Origin of the sequence: Methylocystis rosea SV97 (assembly GCF_000372845.1) — a bacterium.
Lineage (GTDB): Bacteria > Pseudomonadota > Alphaproteobacteria > Rhizobiales > Beijerinckiaceae > Methylocystis > Methylocystis rosea.
Genome location: NZ_KB889963.1, coordinates 2,402,826 through 2,417,833 on the forward strand (window position 1 = coordinate 2,402,826; position 15,008 = coordinate 2,417,833).

General features: G+C 61.4%; 16 protein-coding genes. 10 read left to right on the top strand and 6 right to left on the bottom strand.

The features are described 5' to 3' along the window. Positions 1 to 12 precede the first annotated feature (12 nt). Positions 13 to 1,251, top strand: a complete 1,239-nt coding sequence (locus A3OO_RS0112620; RefSeq protein WP_018408201.1) for a cytochrome b — start codon at positions 13 to 15, stop codon at positions 1,249 to 1,251. After that, a complete protein-coding gene (locus tag A3OO_RS0112625; RefSeq protein ID WP_156824818.1) occupies positions 1,244 to 2,200 on the top strand; it encodes a cytochrome c1 in 957 nt (318 codons plus the stop codon). The genes A3OO_RS0112620 and A3OO_RS0112625 overlap by 8 nt, the downstream gene beginning before the upstream one ends. 127 nt (positions 2,201 to 2,327) lie before the next feature. Here the strand turns inward: A3OO_RS0112625 and smbP are convergent, their stop codons facing one another. Further along, complete coding sequence (gene smbP, locus A3OO_RS0112630; protein WP_026222943.1) at positions 2,328 to 2,690, bottom strand: small metal-binding protein SmbP; 363 nt, start codon at positions 2,688 to 2,690, stop codon at positions 2,328 to 2,330. Between the two features lie 183 nt (positions 2,691 to 2,873). Here smbP and A3OO_RS0112635 point away from each other — a divergent pair, with 183 nt between their 5' ends. Together A3OO_RS0112635 and glpX are read left to right on the top strand one after the other, a co-directional pair. Next, complete coding sequence (locus A3OO_RS0112635; RefSeq protein ID WP_018408204.1) at positions 2,874 to 4,172, top strand: homoserine dehydrogenase; 1,299 nt, start codon at positions 2,874 to 2,876, stop codon at positions 4,170 to 4,172. A gap of 6 nt (positions 4,173 to 4,178) precedes the next feature. After that, on the top strand, positions 4,179 to 5,168 hold the full coding sequence (gene glpX / locus A3OO_RS0112640) for a class II fructose-bisphosphatase (protein WP_018408205.1): 990 nt from the start codon (positions 4,179 to 4,181) through the stop codon (positions 5,166 to 5,168). 8 nt (positions 5,169 to 5,176) lie between these two features. Here the strand turns inward: glpX and A3OO_RS24015 are convergent, their stop codons facing one another. Then, positions 5,177 to 5,326 carry a hypothetical protein gene (locus A3OO_RS24015; protein ID WP_018408206.1) on the bottom strand — a complete coding sequence of 50 codons (150 nt, stop codon included), beginning with the start codon at positions 5,324 to 5,326 and terminating at the stop codon, positions 5,177 to 5,179. A gap of 110 nt (positions 5,327 to 5,436) precedes the next feature. Between A3OO_RS24015 and A3OO_RS21650 the strand changes: the two genes are divergently transcribed. From A3OO_RS21650 to guaA, 3 genes are read left to right on the top strand one after another with little or no spacing between them, the layout of a single operon-like run. Then, positions 5,437 to 6,804: an RsmB/NOP family class I SAM-dependent RNA methyltransferase gene (locus tag A3OO_RS21650; RefSeq protein ID WP_245257213.1), complete on the top strand. Its 1,368-nt coding sequence runs from the start codon at positions 5,437 to 5,439 to the stop codon at positions 6,802 to 6,804. Then, on the top strand, positions 6,801 to 7,241 hold the full coding sequence (locus A3OO_RS0112655) for an endonuclease domain-containing protein (protein WP_018408208.1): 441 nt from the start codon (positions 6,801 to 6,803) through the stop codon (positions 7,239 to 7,241). Before A3OO_RS21650 ends, A3OO_RS0112655 begins: the two co-directional genes overlap by 4 nt. Positions 7,242 to 7,296: 55 nt before the next feature. Further along, positions 7,297 to 8,901, top strand: a complete 1,605-nt coding sequence (gene guaA, locus A3OO_RS0112660; RefSeq protein ID WP_018408209.1) for a glutamine-hydrolyzing GMP synthase — start codon at positions 7,297 to 7,299, stop codon at positions 8,899 to 8,901. An 18-nt stretch (positions 8,902 to 8,919) separates the two neighbouring features. Here the strand turns inward: guaA and A3OO_RS22660 are convergent, their stop codons facing one another. From A3OO_RS22660 to A3OO_RS0112675, 3 genes are all read right to left on the bottom strand, one after another. Then, a complete protein-coding gene (locus A3OO_RS22660) occupies positions 8,920 to 9,300 on the bottom strand; it encodes a LysR substrate-binding domain-containing protein (RefSeq protein WP_083909760.1) in 381 nt (126 codons plus the stop codon). A gap of 106 nt (positions 9,301 to 9,406) precedes the next feature. Continuing rightward, the gene (locus A3OO_RS0112670; RefSeq protein ID WP_083909761.1) at positions 9,407 to 9,793 is read right to left on the bottom strand and encodes a Y-family DNA polymerase; all 387 of its coding nucleotides are present in this window, start codon (positions 9,791 to 9,793) and stop codon (positions 9,407 to 9,409) included. Beyond that, the gene (locus A3OO_RS0112675; RefSeq protein ID WP_018408212.1) at positions 9,738 to 10,688 is read right to left on the bottom strand and encodes a class I SAM-dependent methyltransferase; all 951 of its coding nucleotides are present in this window, start codon (positions 10,686 to 10,688) and stop codon (positions 9,738 to 9,740) included. Before A3OO_RS0112675 ends, A3OO_RS0112670 begins: the two co-directional genes overlap by 56 nt. A gap of 517 nt (positions 10,689 to 11,205) precedes the next feature. Between A3OO_RS0112675 and A3OO_RS0112680 the strand changes: the two genes are divergently transcribed. Beyond that, the gene (locus tag A3OO_RS0112680; protein ID WP_018408213.1) at positions 11,206 to 12,078 is read left to right on the top strand and encodes an FkbM family methyltransferase; all 873 of its coding nucleotides are present in this window, start codon (positions 11,206 to 11,208) and stop codon (positions 12,076 to 12,078) included. 552 nt (positions 12,079 to 12,630) lie between these two features. Next, a complete protein-coding gene (locus A3OO_RS0112690; protein ID WP_018408215.1) occupies positions 12,631 to 12,930 on the top strand; it encodes a hypothetical protein in 300 nt (99 codons plus the stop codon). Between the two features lie 468 nt (positions 12,931 to 13,398). On the opposite strand, the gene A3OO_RS22665 is transcribed toward A3OO_RS0112690, so the two are convergent. Continuing rightward, complete coding sequence (locus tag A3OO_RS22665; protein ID WP_156824819.1) at positions 13,399 to 13,710, bottom strand: hypothetical protein; 312 nt, start codon at positions 13,708 to 13,710, stop codon at positions 13,399 to 13,401. Positions 13,711 to 14,095: 385 nt separating this feature from the next. On the opposite strand from A3OO_RS22665, the gene A3OO_RS0112700 reads away from it, so the two are divergent. Beyond that, positions 14,096 to 14,911, top strand: coding sequence for a hypothetical protein (locus A3OO_RS0112700; protein ID WP_018408217.1), 816 nt, complete (start codon positions 14,096 to 14,098; stop codon positions 14,909 to 14,911). Positions 14,912 to 15,008: the final 97 nt, after the last annotated feature.

The following is a 15,008-nucleotide window of genomic DNA, read 5'->3' on the forward strand; positions in this document are numbered from 1 at the left end:
AGCACCAGGCCCATGGAAGGACATTCCCAATACACGCCCAAGAGCGGCTTCGCTCGCTGGTTGGAGCGCCGTCTGCCGATTTTGAGCTTCATGCATGGTTCTTTCGTCTCCTATCCGACGCCAAAAAACCTGAACTACATGTGGGTGTTTGGCGCGATCTTGAGTTTCATGCTCGTCGCGCAGATCGTCACGGGCGTCGTCCTTGCGATGCATTACACCCCGGAAACGACGCTCGCTTTCGATTCCGTCGAGAAGATCATGCGCGACGTGAATTGGGGCACCGTGCTGCGCTACGCGCACGCCAATGGCGCGTCGATGTTCTTCCTCGCCGTCTACCTCCATATCTTCCGCGGCATGTATTACGGGTCCTACAAGGACCCTCGCGAGGTCTTGTGGATTCTCGGCGTGGTGATCTTCATGCTGATGATGGCCACGGGATTCCTCGGATATGTCTTACCGTGGGGCCAGATGTCCTTCTGGGCGGCGACCGTCATCACCAATCTCTTTTCCGCCATTCCGGTCGTTGGAACCGCAATCACCACCTGGCTGCTCGGCGGCTATTCCGTCGACAATCCGACGCTCAATCGCTTCTACGCTTTGCATTATCTGGTGCCGTTCATCATCGTCGCCATCGTCGCTCTGCATGTATGGGCGCTGCATGTGACCGGCCAGAACAATCCGTCCGGCGTCGAAGTGAAGGACATCAAGAAGGAAACTGTTCCTTTCACGCCCTATGCGACCATGAAGGACGCGGTCGGCATCGCGGCGTTTCTCGTCGTCTACGCCTGGCTGACGTTTTTCGTGCCGAATTACCTCGGCCATCCGGACAATTACATCGAAGCCAATCCGCTCGTGACGCCGCCGCATATCGTGCCGGAGTGGTACTTCCTGCCGTTCTATGCGATCCTTCGCGCGATCCCGAACAAGCTGCTCGGCGTCACTGCTCTCTTCGCCTCGATTTTGATCACCGCGGCGCTGCCGTGGCTCGATACGTCGAAGGTGAAATCGGCCGTGTATCGGCCGCTGTTTCGCAAGGAGTTCTGGATTTTTGTCGCGGTGTGCATCGGGCTTGGCTATCTGGGGGCGCAGCCCGCTGAAGGCGCATATCTCTGGTTCGCGCGGGTGCTCTCGGCCTATTATTTCCTCCACTTCTTGGTGATTTTGCCGGTCATCGGCAAAGTGGAGAAGCCGGAGCCAGTGCCTGAATCCATCGACGCTTCGATCATGCGGGGGGAAACCTCCCATGTCTAAGGCGCGCGTAAGATCCACAAAACGGCAGTTCTATGTGAAGCGCCTCTCGCTCGTTCCCCTCGCGTTGGCCGCGACGTTGACAATGGTCGGCCCGGCCTGGAGCCAGCAGGAAGCGCCGCCATCCGCGACCGATCAGGTCGCTGCGCCCGAGGCCACGGAAAAGGAAGCGCGGCACGAGAGCGAACGACATGAGCGGACGCCCAAGCGCTTTGACTGGAGCTTCGCCGGCGCGTTCGGCCGCTACGACAAGGCGCAGTTGCGCAGAGGTTTCAAGGTCTACAAGGAGGTCTGCTCCTCCTGCCATTCGATCAAAATGCTCGCCTTCCGCAATCTTTCGCAGCCCGGCGGGCCGGAGTTTCCTGAAAAAGAGGTCGAAGCGCTCGCCGCGAGCTACAAGATCAAGGACGGCCCAAACCAGGCGGGCGAATATTTCGATCGGCCGGGTCGCCCCAGCGATCGCTTCCCCCCGCCTTTCGCCAATGAACAGGCGGCGCGCGCCGCGCTGGCCGGCAATTATCCGCCGGACATGTCGGTTCTGGCCAAGGCGCGAGGCTATTCGCGCGGCTTTCCACTCTTCCTGTTCGACGCTTTGCCGGGCTTTTCGTATCAGGAACACGGCGTCGACTACATCACCTCGCTGATGGAGGGCTACGAAGACCCGCCGCCAGACGTGAAACTGCCGGAAGGGCAGTTTTACGATCCCTATATGCCGGGCCGGCGCATCGGCATGCCGCCGCCGCTTTCCGAGGGCGTGGTGACCTATGAGGATGGCGCGCCGCAAACGATCGACCAATACGCCAAGGATGTCGCCGCCTTCATGATGTGGGTCGCAGAGCCGCATCTTGAGTCGCGCAAGCGAGTCGGGCTTGGCGTCGTGGCCTTCCTGCTCGTCTTCGTCGGACTGCTCTATTTCACCAAACGCAGGATCTGGTCGAACGTGCCGCATTAGGCGGGACGCTCGCCGCGAGCCGCGCGCGAGCGCGAATTGCGCCAAGAGAGAGCGGCGAGCAGAATGCCGAGCTATCTGGCGGCGACCATGCCGCCGCCATGAGTCCTTGCCGCGTCGCGCGACGCCGTCACTCGATCTTCTTCAGTTCGGCGAGCGCGCTGGTCGCGTGCTTGACGGCACGCGCCGAGTCGCCGAACCGTGCGCGCATTTCGGCCAGGCGCAGATGCCTGATCGCGCGATGCAGCAGCTTGTTGGCGGCGCGGTCCCGTTCGATGGCCTTTTCGTGCAGCGCCTCGCGCGCATGGCCGAGCGCGCTCATCATATGCGTAACGATCTCCTTGGAGTCGCCCTTCGCGCCGTCGTCTATCGCTTCTTGAGTATGCTCAATCGCCGCCTGCACATGCACGCCGATGCCGGCCAGCGCATAAGTGCCGGAAAAGCCCAGCGCCAAAGCGGTCAGAATCGCGAATACGCTCATTCGAGGCGTCATTGTCATCTCCCCATCGCCACCAGTGGGCTTGGCTTCAGCTTGTCCAAGAGTTAGGGCGTCCATTGCAACGGCTCAATCCCCTCGTGACGTCGGCGGTTTCTTGATTGAAGGCGCCAAATCGGGCACAAGGCGCTAGCGTCTCTGGGGCTTTCGTCGCCCGCTCATTTTCCCGGAAAGGTTGCAATGTCGGAGATCTTGCGCGTCGGCATCGCGGGCCTCGGCACCGTCGGCGCGGCGGTGGCGCGCCTGCTCCGCCGCCAGGCCGAGGCGCTCACGGCCCGCACCGGACGGCAGATCGCCCTGGCGGGCGTTTCGGCTCGCGACGCCGCGAAGGATCGGGACGCCGATCTTTCCGGCGCGGAGTTCTTTCCTGATCCGGTCAAGCTCGCGTCCTCGCCAGCGATCGATCTTTTCGTCGAATTGATCGGCGGCTCGGAAGGGCCAGCGAGGGCCAGCGTCGAAACCGCGCTCGCACATGGCAAGGCGGTCGTCACCGCTAACAAGGCCTTGCTCGCCGCGCATGGCTTGCATCTCGCAGCGCTCGCCGAGGAGAACCATGCCGCGCTCGCCTTCGAGGCGTCCGTCGCCGGCGGCATCCCGATCGTCAAGACGCTGCGCGAGGGGCTCGCCGGCAATTCGATCGAGCGCGTCTATGGCATTCTCAACGGCACCTGCAATTACATCCTGTCGCGCATGGAACAGGAGCAGCTCTCCTTCGAGGAATGCTTGAAGGAGGCGCAGAGGCTCGGCTATGCCGAGGCTGATCCGACCTTCGACATCGGCGGTTTCGACACCGCTCACAAGCTTGCGATCCTCACCTCGCTTGCCTTCGGCACGCGCATCGCCGCCGGCGCCATCGATATCGAGGGCATTGAGCGCGTGACGCTTGCCGACATCGACGCGGCGGCTGAGCTTGGCTACCGCATCAAGCTGCTTGGCGTCGCGCAGCGCACCGCTGATGGGGTCGAGCAACGCGTCCATCCAACGATGGTCAGCAAGAACTCCGCCATCGCCCAGGTGATGGGCGTCCTGAACGCCGTCACCATCGACGCCGACGCGGTGCATGAACTGACGCTCGTGGGGCCGGGCGCCGGCGGTGACGCCACGGCCTCGGCCGTCGTCGCCGATATCGCCGACATCGCCAAGGGCGTGCGTTCGGCGCCGTTCGGTCTGCCGACCGCGAAGCTCGCCGAGCTCAAACGCACGCCGATGCAGCGCCACGAAGGCGGCTATTACATCCGCATGTCGGTGCGCGACGTCGCCGGCGCCTTCGCCAAGATCGCGACGCGCATGGCGGAGCGCCGCATATCGCTTGAAAGCATCGTGCAACGCGGCGCGCGGGGCGCGCCGGGCGATTGCGTCGATGTCATCCTCATCACCCATGCGACAAGCGAACATCTCGTGCGCGAGGCGCTGGACCTGATCTATCAGGATGGCGTCATCGTTTCGCGCGCGCAGGTCATCCGCATCGAGCGCGAGTAGCGAGACATGACGCAGCAGCCTGAAACCGACGCGTCGAAGATCGACCGCTACCTGACGTTGGAGCTGGCGCGCGCGTCAGAGCGCGCCGCGGTCGCCGCCGCCAAATTCCGGGGACGAGGCGACGAGATGGCCGCCGACCTCGCGGCGGCGGAGGCGATGCGCGAGGAGCTATCGCTGCTTCCCGTCCGCGGGCGCATCGTGATCGGCGAGGGCGACAAGGACGCCGCGCCGATGCTTTACATCGGCGAAGAAATCGGCGCGGGCGTTGGTCCCCGCGTCGATCTCGGCGTCGCGGCGCTCGAAGGCTCGACGCTTTGCGCCAAGGACATGCCGGGCTCGATGGCCGTCGTCGCCATGGCGCCGGCGGGGTCGCTCCTTCATGCGCCCGACGTTTACATGGACAAGATCGCCATCGGTCCGGGCTACCCTGAGGGCACAATCGATCTCGATCGCGACCCCGGCGACAACATCAGAGCGCTCGCTATCGCCAAAGGCGTGCGCGCGAGCGAAATCACGGTCAGCATTCTCGATCGGCCGCGCCACGCCGAAATCATTCGCAATTGCCGCAACGCCGGCGCCTGCGTGCGCCTCATTACCGACGGCGACGTCGCGGCGATCATTCTCACCACCCATCCTTTTGAAACCGGCGTCGATATGTATCTTGGCCGCGGCGGCGCTTCGGAAGGCGTGCTCGCCGCCTGCGTCCTGCGTTGCGCGGGCGGCCAGATGCAGGGACGGCTGGCGCTCGAAACGCGTGAACAGATCGCGCAGGCGCAGCGTTTGGGCCTTCTCGATGCGCGGCGCAAATATTCGGTCGGCGACATGGCGGCCGGCGACGTCGTCGTCTGCGTGACGGGCGTCACCGCCGGGCCGCTCGTTGGCGGCGTGTCTCTCGGCAAGACGACGATCGACACCGAGACGATCGTCTATCGCTCGGCGACGGGCACGATCCGCCGCATCCATGCGATACATCGCGCCGCCGGCAAGTTCGATTGACGTCGGTCCTAATACGTCCGGCCGGTTTCGAGCTGAGTTTTGGCGTCGAGCTTGCGCATCGGCGGCGGCGGATAATCCGGTGGCGGCGGGGGCTGCGTCGCACAGGCGGCGAGCGACAAAGCGAAAAGCGAAGCAAGGATCAGATGAAGGCGTCGCATCAGTTTCGTCCATATTTCTCAAGAGGGCGCGCATCTTCGCGCCTCTTGCGTAAGAGCGTGGCTGTGGCGACGGAATTATGTCCATCGCGCGCCGCTTGGACGGCGCGCCGATGACTCCTGCCGCACATATCTCCGCTGCGATCGAGGTGCTCGACGATGTTGCAAAGCGCCGCCGACCCGCCGCCGAGGCGCTAAAGGACTGGGGCATCGCGCATCGCTTCGCCGGCTCGAAGGATCGCGCCGCGATCGCCAGCCTCGTCTTCGACGCGCTGCGGAAGCGCGCTTCGGCCATCTATGTCATGGGCGCGGACGATCCGCGCGCGATCATGCTCGGCGCGCTGCGCGAGGCGCGCGGCCAGGGCGCCGAGGCGATCGCGGCGCTCTGCTCGGGCGCCGGCCATGCGCCGGCCCCGCTTTCGGACGAGGAGCGCCATCGGTTGGAGACGGGCTCGCTCGCTGACGCGCCGGATCATGTGCGCGGCGACTATCCGGAATGGCTGGCGTCGCATTTTGAGGCGGCGTTCGGCGCGCGCGCGGCCGAAGAAGGCGCGGCGCTCGCCGCCCGCGCGCCTGTCGATCTGCGCGTCAATATTCTGAAATGCTCGCGCGAACAGGCGCTCGAAAAGCTCGCGCATCTCTCTCCTGCGCCGACGCCGCTTTCGCCGATCGGCATGCGCATCGAGGCGGGGCAGGGGCGGGGTCCGGCGCTGACCGCCGAGACCGCTTATGTGAAGGGGCTCGTCGAGCCGCAGGACGAGGCCTCGCAGCTCGCGGCGCTGCTCTGCGCCGCCGGGCCGGGCGAGCAGGTTCTCGACCTTTGCGCCGGCGGCGGCGGCAAGGCGCTGGCGCTCGCGGGGCAGATGCATAACCGCGGGCAAGTCTACGCTTATGACGCGGACGGGCGCAGGCTCATGCCGATCCATGAGCGGCTGGAGCGCGCCGGCGCCCGCAACATTCAGGTGCGCGCGCCGCGCGGCAAGGCCGACGTGCTCGCCGATCTCGAGGCGCGCTGCGACCTCGTGCTGATCGACGCGCCCTGCACGGGCGTCGGCGCCTGGCGGCGCCATCCCGACGCCAAATGGCGGCTCGCGCCCGGCGCGCTGGACCGAAGATTGAAGGAGCAGCGCGAACTCTTGGCGATGGCCGTTCGCTTCGTGAAGCCCGGCGGTCGGCTCGCTTACGTCACCTGTTCGGCGCTGCGCGAGGAAAACGAGGACCAGATCGCGGCCTTTCTCGCCGCCAATCCCGATTTCGCGTCGCGATCAGCCGCCGAAACTGCGGAAGCCGCCGGCCTCCCCGACCTCGCCCGCTTCGCCTCGCCGCACGGACCTGGCATCCGCCTGTCGCCGGCGACAAGCGGCACGGACGGGTTTTACATTTGTGTCTTGGCGAAAGTGAATTCGTCTGAGCTTGCGCAAATGTCGAGTGTTGGCGTCCCCTCTCCCGCGAAGCGGGGGAGGGACAGGGAGGGGGCGTGACAGACGCGAAGCTTCCGAAAGTTGATTTCGCGCGCAATCTTCGCCGCGACATGTCGAATGCCGAGCGAAAATTATGGTCGGCGCTGCGCGGCCACCGGTTTCATGGGCTGCAATTCCGCCGCCAAGCGCCTTGCGGCCCCTATATCGCGGATTTTCTCTGTCACGCCGCACAACTTGTCATCGAGGTCGATGGGGCGACGCATTCCACCGATGCTGAGCTTGCGCGCGACAGCCGGCGCGACACCTGGTTCGAGGCTAACGGCTTTTCAGTCTTGCGCGTAACCAATGCAGCGGTTTACGCAGAATTTGACGGCGCGTTGGAAATGATACGATTACGCGTCGAGGAAAGATTGCCCTCACCCCAACCCTCCCCCGCTTCGCGGGAGAGGGAGTCCGACTCGGGTCCTGACAACAAACCGCGCACTCTGCGTCGTTAGGGTCCCCTCTCCCCTTTAAGAGAGACAGGGTGGGGGCCTACAAAAAAGAGAACCCATGACCACCGCGCCCGACGTCTTCCATCACGACATCGCCGATCGCCATGACAAGGTGCTGATCGTTGATTTCGGCTCGCAGGTGACGCAGCTGATCGCCCGGCGCGTGCGCGAGGCGGGCGTCTATTGCGAGATCGCGCCGTTCCAGACCGCCGAGCGCGCTTTCGCCGAGATCCGCCCCAAGGCGGTGATCCTCTCGGGCGGGCCGTGCTCGGTGACGGACGAGGGGTCTCCCCGCGCCCCGCAAAGCGTTTTCGACTCCGGCGTGCCGGTGCTCGGCATCTGCTATGGCGAGCAGACGATGGCGACCCAGCTCGGCGGCAAGGTCGAGGGCGGTCATCATCGCGAATTCGGCCGCGCCGATGTGACGGCGCTGGAGCACAGCGCGCTGCTCGACGGCGTGTGGGAGAAGGGCGGCAGCTTCCCCGTTTGGATGAGCCATGGCGACCGCGTGACGAAGCTGCCGGAAGGCTTTCGCGTCATCGCCGCGTCCGAAAACGCGCCCTTCGCCGCGATCGCGGATGAGACGCGCCGCTACTACGGCGTGCAGTTTCATCTCGAAGTCGTGCATACGCCCGACGGCGCCAGGCTCTTATCGAATTTCGTGCATAAGGTCGCGGGGCTGAAGTCCGACTGGACGATGGCGGCGTTTCGCGGCGAGGCGATCGCGGCGATCCGGCGCCAGGTCGGCGATGGGCGGGTGCTCTGCGGCTTGTCGGGCGGCGTCGACAGCGCCGTCGCGGCGGTGCTCATTCACGAAGCGATCGGCGAGCGTTTGACCTGCGTATTCGTCGATCACGGCCTGTTGCGGCAGGGCGAGGCGGAAGAGGTCGTGCGGCTCTTTCGCGATCACTACAACATTCCGCTGCATCACGTCGAAGCGGCGGACCTGTTCCTCGGCGCGTTAGAGGGCGTCGACGATCCGGAGGTGAAGCGCAAGACGATTGGACGACTGTTCATCGAGACCTTTGAAGCCGAAGCGAAGAAGATTGCTCAGGACGGGCGCGGCGCGCCGCAGTTTCTCGCGCAAGGCACGCTCTATCCCGATGTCATCGAGAGCGTCTCCTTCACTGGCGGCCCGTCGGTGACGATCAAATCGCATCACAATGTCGGCGGATTGCCGGAGCGCATGAACATGCGGCTCGTCGAACCCTTGCGCGAACTCTTCAAGGACGAGGTGCGGGCGCTCGGGCGCGAACTCGGACTGCCGGAAGCCTTTGTCGGGCGTCATCCATTTCCGGGGCCTGGGCTCGCGATCCGCTGCCCCGGCCTCATCACCCGCGAGAAGCTGGCGATCCTGCGCAAGGCCGACGCCGTCTATCTCGACGAGATCCGCAAGGCGGGATTGTATGACGACATCTGGCAGGCCTTCGCGGCGCTCTTGCCGGTGCGCAGCGTCGGCGTGATGGGCGACGGGCGCACTTACGATTACGTCGTCGCGCTGCGCGCCGTGACGTCGAGCGACGGCATGACCGCGGATTTTTATCCCTTCGACATGAGCTTTCTTGGCCGCGCCGCGACGCGGATCATCAATGAAGTGAAGGGCGTCAACCGCGTGGTGTACGATGTGACGAGCAAGCCGCCGGGGACGATTGAGTGGGAGTGACCGGATACCCTCGGCGGCTTAGACTCGGCCGCGCACCACGAGGTGGCGCGGCAATGTCGCAACAAGATTGCTCTCGGCCAACTGCGCCAGCGCCAATGTGAAATTCGGCACTGTAAGCGCGACGCGGCGTGCGAGCCCCATCTCGGCCAGCTTGGCGTCGACGACCCCATGCGCGTCGCCGATGGCTGAGACCAACATGTGCGACGCCTTGAGGTAGGTGTCGCGCCTCGGCTTACGCGCTAACGGATGACCCGCGCGCATGGCGACCACGAAATCCTCCTCGAGGAGCAAGCGATAGACGAAACGTGGTGGCGGTGGCGCGCCAATCGGCAGCACTGCCAAGTCTAGTCTCCGCGCATCGAACTCCGTCGAAGTGGTATGCCAAAGTTCGCTCCTCAGCTTGCCGTGATGCTAGGGCATGAGTTGCAGAAGACGAATATCGACGCGTGTCGCCGCTTGCGTCAGACGATCCATGAGCGGCGAAAGAAAAACAGCCGTGATCGCATCAGGCGCGCCGATGGTGAACGGACGCTGCGCCGTTTCGGGATCGAACGTTCCGGCCCCTGAAACGATGCCTATTCAGATCGCTCGCCGTTTTTGCGAGGAACCAGCAGTAGGAAATGCCGGCGGACGCATTCAGTCCCGTCTCAGCCTTGATCCTCGCTCGGATCAATTCGGCGATCGTCGTGCCGATCGAGATGTTGTTGTGGTTCTCGGTGACGTCGAGATAGGATTCATCACGCGTACCTGCGCGCTCCAACACTACCTCTACCACGAAGCGCCTGGTCGGCTTCGTCGCGCACCGTGACGAGGCGCGGACGCTCGGCCGATTCTCATTAGGATAATCCGCATGGGCGCCGCGCAACCAGCAGCAATCCGGAACCTTCGTCATCGGTCGACGGAATGCCACGGATCCAGTGCGCAATGGCGCCGCTGGCTAGCCCCACTGCAGCTGAAGCATGCCAGGACCACGCTTCACTGTAATGCTGGCCGGTGCTTTTGATAGGCGTACAATGTTCTATCCAATAGATCAGGGCATCGTGTTTACCCCAGGGAACGTTCTCTATGCTGTCGATGACGACGTTGACGCCCTTCGCCAAGTGGATCAGCGCAGACTTCGTCCACCACGTTAGATGGTGGGGTGGCGCGTTCATTAAAAAATTTGGTATGCGGGTCATTGCGGAAGGGACATGCGGCACGCCGACCATAATGAGCCCCCCCGGTTTGACTGCCTGCACCATCTCAGCGAAGAGATTGACGGGCGCCTTGACATGCTCAAGGACCTGAAAGGCGCACACGACGTCATAAGCACCCGTGTGATTTACGAGGTGCTGAGCTAGCGTCTCGCTGCACACTGAGCCGTCGGCGTCGCCCTCGGCGACATGCGGGTCAAGCCCAGTGTAAGTCGCCTGTGGCACGCACGTTCGGAAGTTCGCAAGTCCGCACCCGATATCGAGCACGCGCGCGCCGGGCTTGACGTGTCGGGCAGCCATCACAAACTCCGGGCGGGCGGTTTGTTTGGAATAGAGACCTAAAGCGCGAAGTCTTGAATAGAAAGCCGCGTAAAATGCGTCGTCGCCTTCAACAGGTGGGTCGAAGAAATAGAGACCTGTGGGCGACTCCCACAAGCCGAATCGATCGACCCCGTCGAAGCTCGGCCGGGGATCCGTCTTGAACTCGATTCGCCATAAGCGAATGAGGAGAAGTGCTGGCACCCACTGAATATGGCGGACTGCTGGAAGGCCGGTAATCGGGCAAGCCGGAACGCGTCCCTGATCCAAGGTCATTGAGGCCTGCCTCCGATTTCGTGCTTGCTACCGGTTGGTGATTTTGTGGCCGGCATTGAGGCGCATGCAAGCAAAATCAGCATGGACACTCGGATCAAGTGTCAGAGTCATGACCGTGGAACGCGAGGCGAGCCGTTGAGCGATTACGGCCACCGCAGCGGAGATCGGCGGTTGTCCGGGATGCAAGACCCCAAATCACGCCATCACAGCAGGCAGAGAACTATTCTATAAAAAAGTTTTGAATCGCCGATCGTCGGCGCAGCGCTTTGCAGGTCCCCCAGACTTCGTCGCGTTGCGCGCGCTATGCGGATTCGAAGGATTCTTCGCAGCAAAGACATGAAGCGACTCGACTGCTAGGAATTTACGAGATTCATCGCGTGGCCGGCTGAGCAACCTCAATCAGCTCCGCTGTCCACGCTCACATTGCAGGAGCGGCCGGTCATGGACTAACATGCTCTAGCCCTGCCCACGAGCAGTCTCGCGATGGGATAAGTAGCGTGCGCAAAAGGACAACCCCATGATGAATGCGGTCATTCATGCGTCCGTGCCGATGAAGCAATTCCGCTGCCCAAACGGACTCCGTGTTTGGAATGCTCCGAAGTCTCGCCATGATACGCGCTTTCTCTACAAGGAGATTTTCGAACGGCATTGTTACGAGCAGCATGGAATTTCGGTCAATAACGGCGATGTTGTTCTCGATATAGGCGCAAATATCGGGATGTTTGCGCTTTCACTGATGGAGCGCTTTCGTGATCTCAAAATCGTATGCGCGGAGCCGGTGCCCAACACGTATGCCTGCCTCGAACGGAACCTGAGAGGATCACCACGTCGGAGTTTGCACGACATAACGCTTCTTGATTACGCGATTGGATCAACGAACGCAGAAGCGACGATCGCGTTTTTTCCGCAAATGCCAAGTAACTCGACACTGCATTTGCAAGAAAAGCGGCGCCATTGGGAGAGATTTTCTGCAGAAGTAACCTCGTCTGAGCTCTCGAATCTGCATCGCGCGTTTGCGTTCCTTCCTCGCCGCGTGTTTGCTCTAATCGTGAAGCCGATACTCAAAGACACGCAGACTATAAAGTGCAAGATACAGACCTTGAGCGACACAATTCGTCAACAGGCGCTGCGAGGCGTTGATCTGTTGAAGATCGACATCGAAGGTGCCGAGATCGAAGCTCTGCATGGTTTGGAAGAACAACACTGGCCTCTAATCCGGCAACTCGTGCTCGAGATAGAACCTTCAAACAAGCACGTATTGTCTTCACTTGTCGCGAAACTCGGCGCCTTGGGATTCAGCAAAGTGACGGCCGAGAGTTTCGCGGGCGGAACGGTCGACATCGAAGACTCAAAGCCTTGCACAGTCTACGCTTTGCGCATGACAGGATAGCAATAGGCAAAAGCGGCGCAGTCGCCTTTATTGAAGGAGACTGACGAAAATGCAGATCTCGGATTCATGAAATCTCCATCGAAGAGCCGCCGACCTTTTTTGACAGGTCGAGCTAGGGTTTGATCGCCCTGACGTCGACGTCTCGCAAGATTAACTCAGTGCGCACCGCCTACCGGACGGGGTGGCGCGCCGCTTTGCCCACGACAAACTAGGCGGCGCGCCATGCGTAAATGCCTGTCGGCCTCGCCGATAAAGCGTGTGTTATTTGAGCCGACTGGTTCTTGCCACCGCGCCCTCGAAGGCACTCAATACGGCAGGTCTGCCTGTCGCCAAGGTCAATCCACGACGGACGCATCGCCGAGGCCGTTGGGAGACTAGTCAAAACCGATCATGTTGATGCCGCCACTCTCGCATGCATGGGCGAGCTTCTCGATTTGCCGGAGCGGCCTGTGCCAGCCAAAATCATCATTGATTTGAAGAAGCTTGCATCTTGCCCGTGCGGCGCTCATCAGAGATTGCACACCCGTAAAAGGCCGCGCCATTTCGCGCGCTATGCTCGAGAAGCGAAACAAGAGACGCCTCGAGATCGAGACCAAGATTGACAAGATCGACGCTGCGATCAAAAGGCTGATCAACGACGGCGTCCAGCTTGCGCGGCGTCTCGACATTCTGCCTTCGATTTTCGGCCTCGTGAATGTCACTGCTTTCGCGCTGCTTATCGAGATGCCGGAATTTGGAAGCGTTGAAAGCGAACTGGCGGGAACCTCTCCCCAGCCTCGCGCCGGTCGCCAGGCAGACGGATCGTTGCTGAAGATTGATATTTCGTCGCGCGTCGCAGCGGTAAGGCGATGATCCATGCGGCGGCCGTCGCATTGGTGAAGCGGTCGATGAGGATAAGAGCGCCCGTCGTGCGGTTTTGATCGTAAGAGTTAAAAGCTCGGCGCGGCCGCCGAGATGTTGCAGAATTAAGGGGCGACAACAAAAACTCAGGCAAGACCGCAATCACCCGATGGCTTTCAATCTGCCAATTTCTTTAGGCAATCACCGGCAGCCTCGGCGGTCGTCTTTGCGGTTAAAGGGCTTAATCTGCCGGAGCTTACCTTGCTTAGGGTGATTGCTGTTACGACCGCCTCGTTGTCGGCTCCTCGACGCATTTTCCCGACTGCTGCCGCGTAGATGACTTTAGAGTCAGGTGAAAGACCCGCTGCACATGCGTCCGCTTTTTTTCGGTCGGCGTAAGCTGGCGAAGCGAGAAGGGCGGCAACTACCCCGACTTTAAGTGCCCTCATGTGTATTTCCTTCGGCGACTTGTGGCGCTTGCTACATCGGAACATCTCGACACCGAGTTAAGCCCATATTGGGCTGCGCTAGGCGGTCGAGCCAGCGAGAAAGGCGCGTCAGCGGATACGGCAGCGTCGCGCCCTGATGCACGAGGAGCGCGCACAGCTTCCGCGTCCAGGTCGTTCCGCAGTTGGGCGCTGAGCAGACGAAGATGTGGCCCGCGCGTAGCATGAGGCTGTTCCAGCACGCGCTATCGTAGACGACTCCGGAGTAGGTGTGGATGCGCTCCGGCGCGCTCATCTTGAGATCCCCTTGCGCGGCGATGACATCGGAGAAAACTTCTCCGGTCAAACAAGCAAAAAATGTTCCTTGCGTCATTGCGATTGGGAGTCAGCCGGAGTGATGGTCGGCGGCAGTTGCGCTTTCTCTTAAACACGCTTCAGGAACGGATCGTCATGCAAACGCATTAGTAGGTTTAGTAATGAGACGCCGACCGATTGGATCACGGCGCGATTTGAAAAAAAAAATCTACATCAAGGAAGTCACTGACACATCGAAATAAATTCACGCATTTGCTCGGGGTGCGACGAAAAAATTCAAGAAAATTGCGCGCGCGATGCAACGAATTTTAGAGCGGAACGTTGACAGATAGCGGTTGCTGCAGTGCACCTAACGATTAGGCGCAATGCACATAATTTGGCCAGAGCGCGGTGGCGATTTTCTTGGAGGGACATTGATGGAAGCCATCAATGCGGTCTCGCTCAATACATGCTTTGAATCGGATAAATCCATTCGTGGACGCCGTTCGGAAGAGGTCGGCGTAATTGTCTTAAACCGGCAATTCGTGGCCGCCGAAGATCAATCTCTCGATCACGAAGTGAATGTGTTGCGCGCTAAAGCGCGTTCGGCGCTGCAACTGGCGCAGCGTGAGCGGGATATAATCAAGGCGACGAGAGACCGCATCCAGGAAGCCGTCGAACGCGCCAACAATTTTTCTGCTGCGATCCAGAGAAGGCTTTCCAGATTCGCCAATCTTGACAAGCGGATCGCTGAAGAGTGCGCGGCATCGATACTTCGTTCGACAGGACAAGAGGCGGGCCGCGCGCTCGAGCTATCGCCGAAAACGAAGAAGCTCGCTGAAAGGATTTTCTCTCTTAAAAATCAATCGGCCTCGTTTCGACGCGCTTCAGATTGCCTTCGTCAAGAACTCGCGAACGCCGAAAGCAGTCTGAAGTTAGCCGAGGGCGAAGTTATAAAGGCGGCTGTCGCTGTCGCCGCTGCTGAAATGGAGCCGATCGCGGCTGAACTGGCGCGCGTTGAAAGTCGGGCGGCGACGCTTCGGCGTCTTCTTCTGGGATACGGCGCTCTCCGCCATGACGGTGGATTTCTGCCGATGAGCAGCGCGACCGCGCAGCTTCTCAGGGCGCCGCCGAAGAATGCGATGGTGGGCGGAAGCGTGCATTGCTTCGAGGCCACCGCGCAATGGGCATCCTATTTGCAACAGCTCAGTATCGATAGCGAAGCGACGCTCGATGCGAAAGTGCGTTGTTGAGTGTGTTGCAGCACAGATTTTTTCATGCGCAGGCGCGATACAGCGCAAGCGAACAAGCTGACGAAGTGAACATTAAAGCGCAAATAAGCATAGCTGA

What these genes read in the sequence shown, in the direction of transcription:
- A3OO_RS0112620 (WP_018408201.1), top strand. Translation starts at nt 13, where the DNA reads ATGGAAGGACATTCCCAATACACGCCCAAGAGCGGCTTCGCTCGCTGG.
- A3OO_RS0112625 (WP_156824818.1), top strand. Translation starts at nt 1,244, where the DNA reads ATGTCTAAGGCGCGCGTAAGATCCACAAAACGGCAGTTCTATGTGAAG.
- smbP (WP_026222943.1), bottom strand. Translation starts at nt 2,690, where the DNA reads ATGACGCCTCGAATGAGCGTATTCGCGATTCTGACCGCTTTGGCGCTG.
- A3OO_RS0112635 (WP_018408204.1), top strand. Translation starts at nt 2,874, where the DNA reads ATGTCGGAGATCTTGCGCGTCGGCATCGCGGGCCTCGGCACCGTCGGC.
- glpX (WP_018408205.1), top strand. Translation starts at nt 4,179, where the DNA reads ATGACGCAGCAGCCTGAAACCGACGCGTCGAAGATCGACCGCTACCTG.
- A3OO_RS24015 (WP_018408206.1), bottom strand. Translation starts at nt 5,326, where the DNA reads ATGCGACGCCTTCATCTGATCCTTGCTTCGCTTTTCGCTTTGTCGCTC.
- A3OO_RS21650 (WP_245257213.1), top strand. Translation starts at nt 5,437, where the DNA reads ATGACTCCTGCCGCACATATCTCCGCTGCGATCGAGGTGCTCGACGAT.
- guaA (WP_018408209.1), top strand. Translation starts at nt 7,297, where the DNA reads ATGACCACCGCGCCCGACGTCTTCCATCACGACATCGCCGATCGCCAT.
- A3OO_RS0112670 (WP_083909761.1), bottom strand. Translation starts at nt 9,793, where the DNA reads ATGACGAAGGTTCCGGATTGCTGCTGGTTGCGCGGCGCCCATGCGGAT.
- A3OO_RS0112675 (WP_018408212.1), bottom strand. Translation starts at nt 10,688, where the DNA reads ATGACCTTGGATCAGGGACGCGTTCCGGCTTGCCCGATTACCGGCCTT.
- A3OO_RS0112680 (WP_018408213.1), top strand. Translation starts at nt 11,206, where the DNA reads ATGATGAATGCGGTCATTCATGCGTCCGTGCCGATGAAGCAATTCCGC.
- A3OO_RS0112690 (WP_018408215.1), top strand. Translation starts at nt 12,631, where the DNA reads ATGCTCGAGAAGCGAAACAAGAGACGCCTCGAGATCGAGACCAAGATT.
- A3OO_RS0112700 (WP_018408217.1), top strand. Translation starts at nt 14,096, where the DNA reads ATGGAAGCCATCAATGCGGTCTCGCTCAATACATGCTTTGAATCGGAT.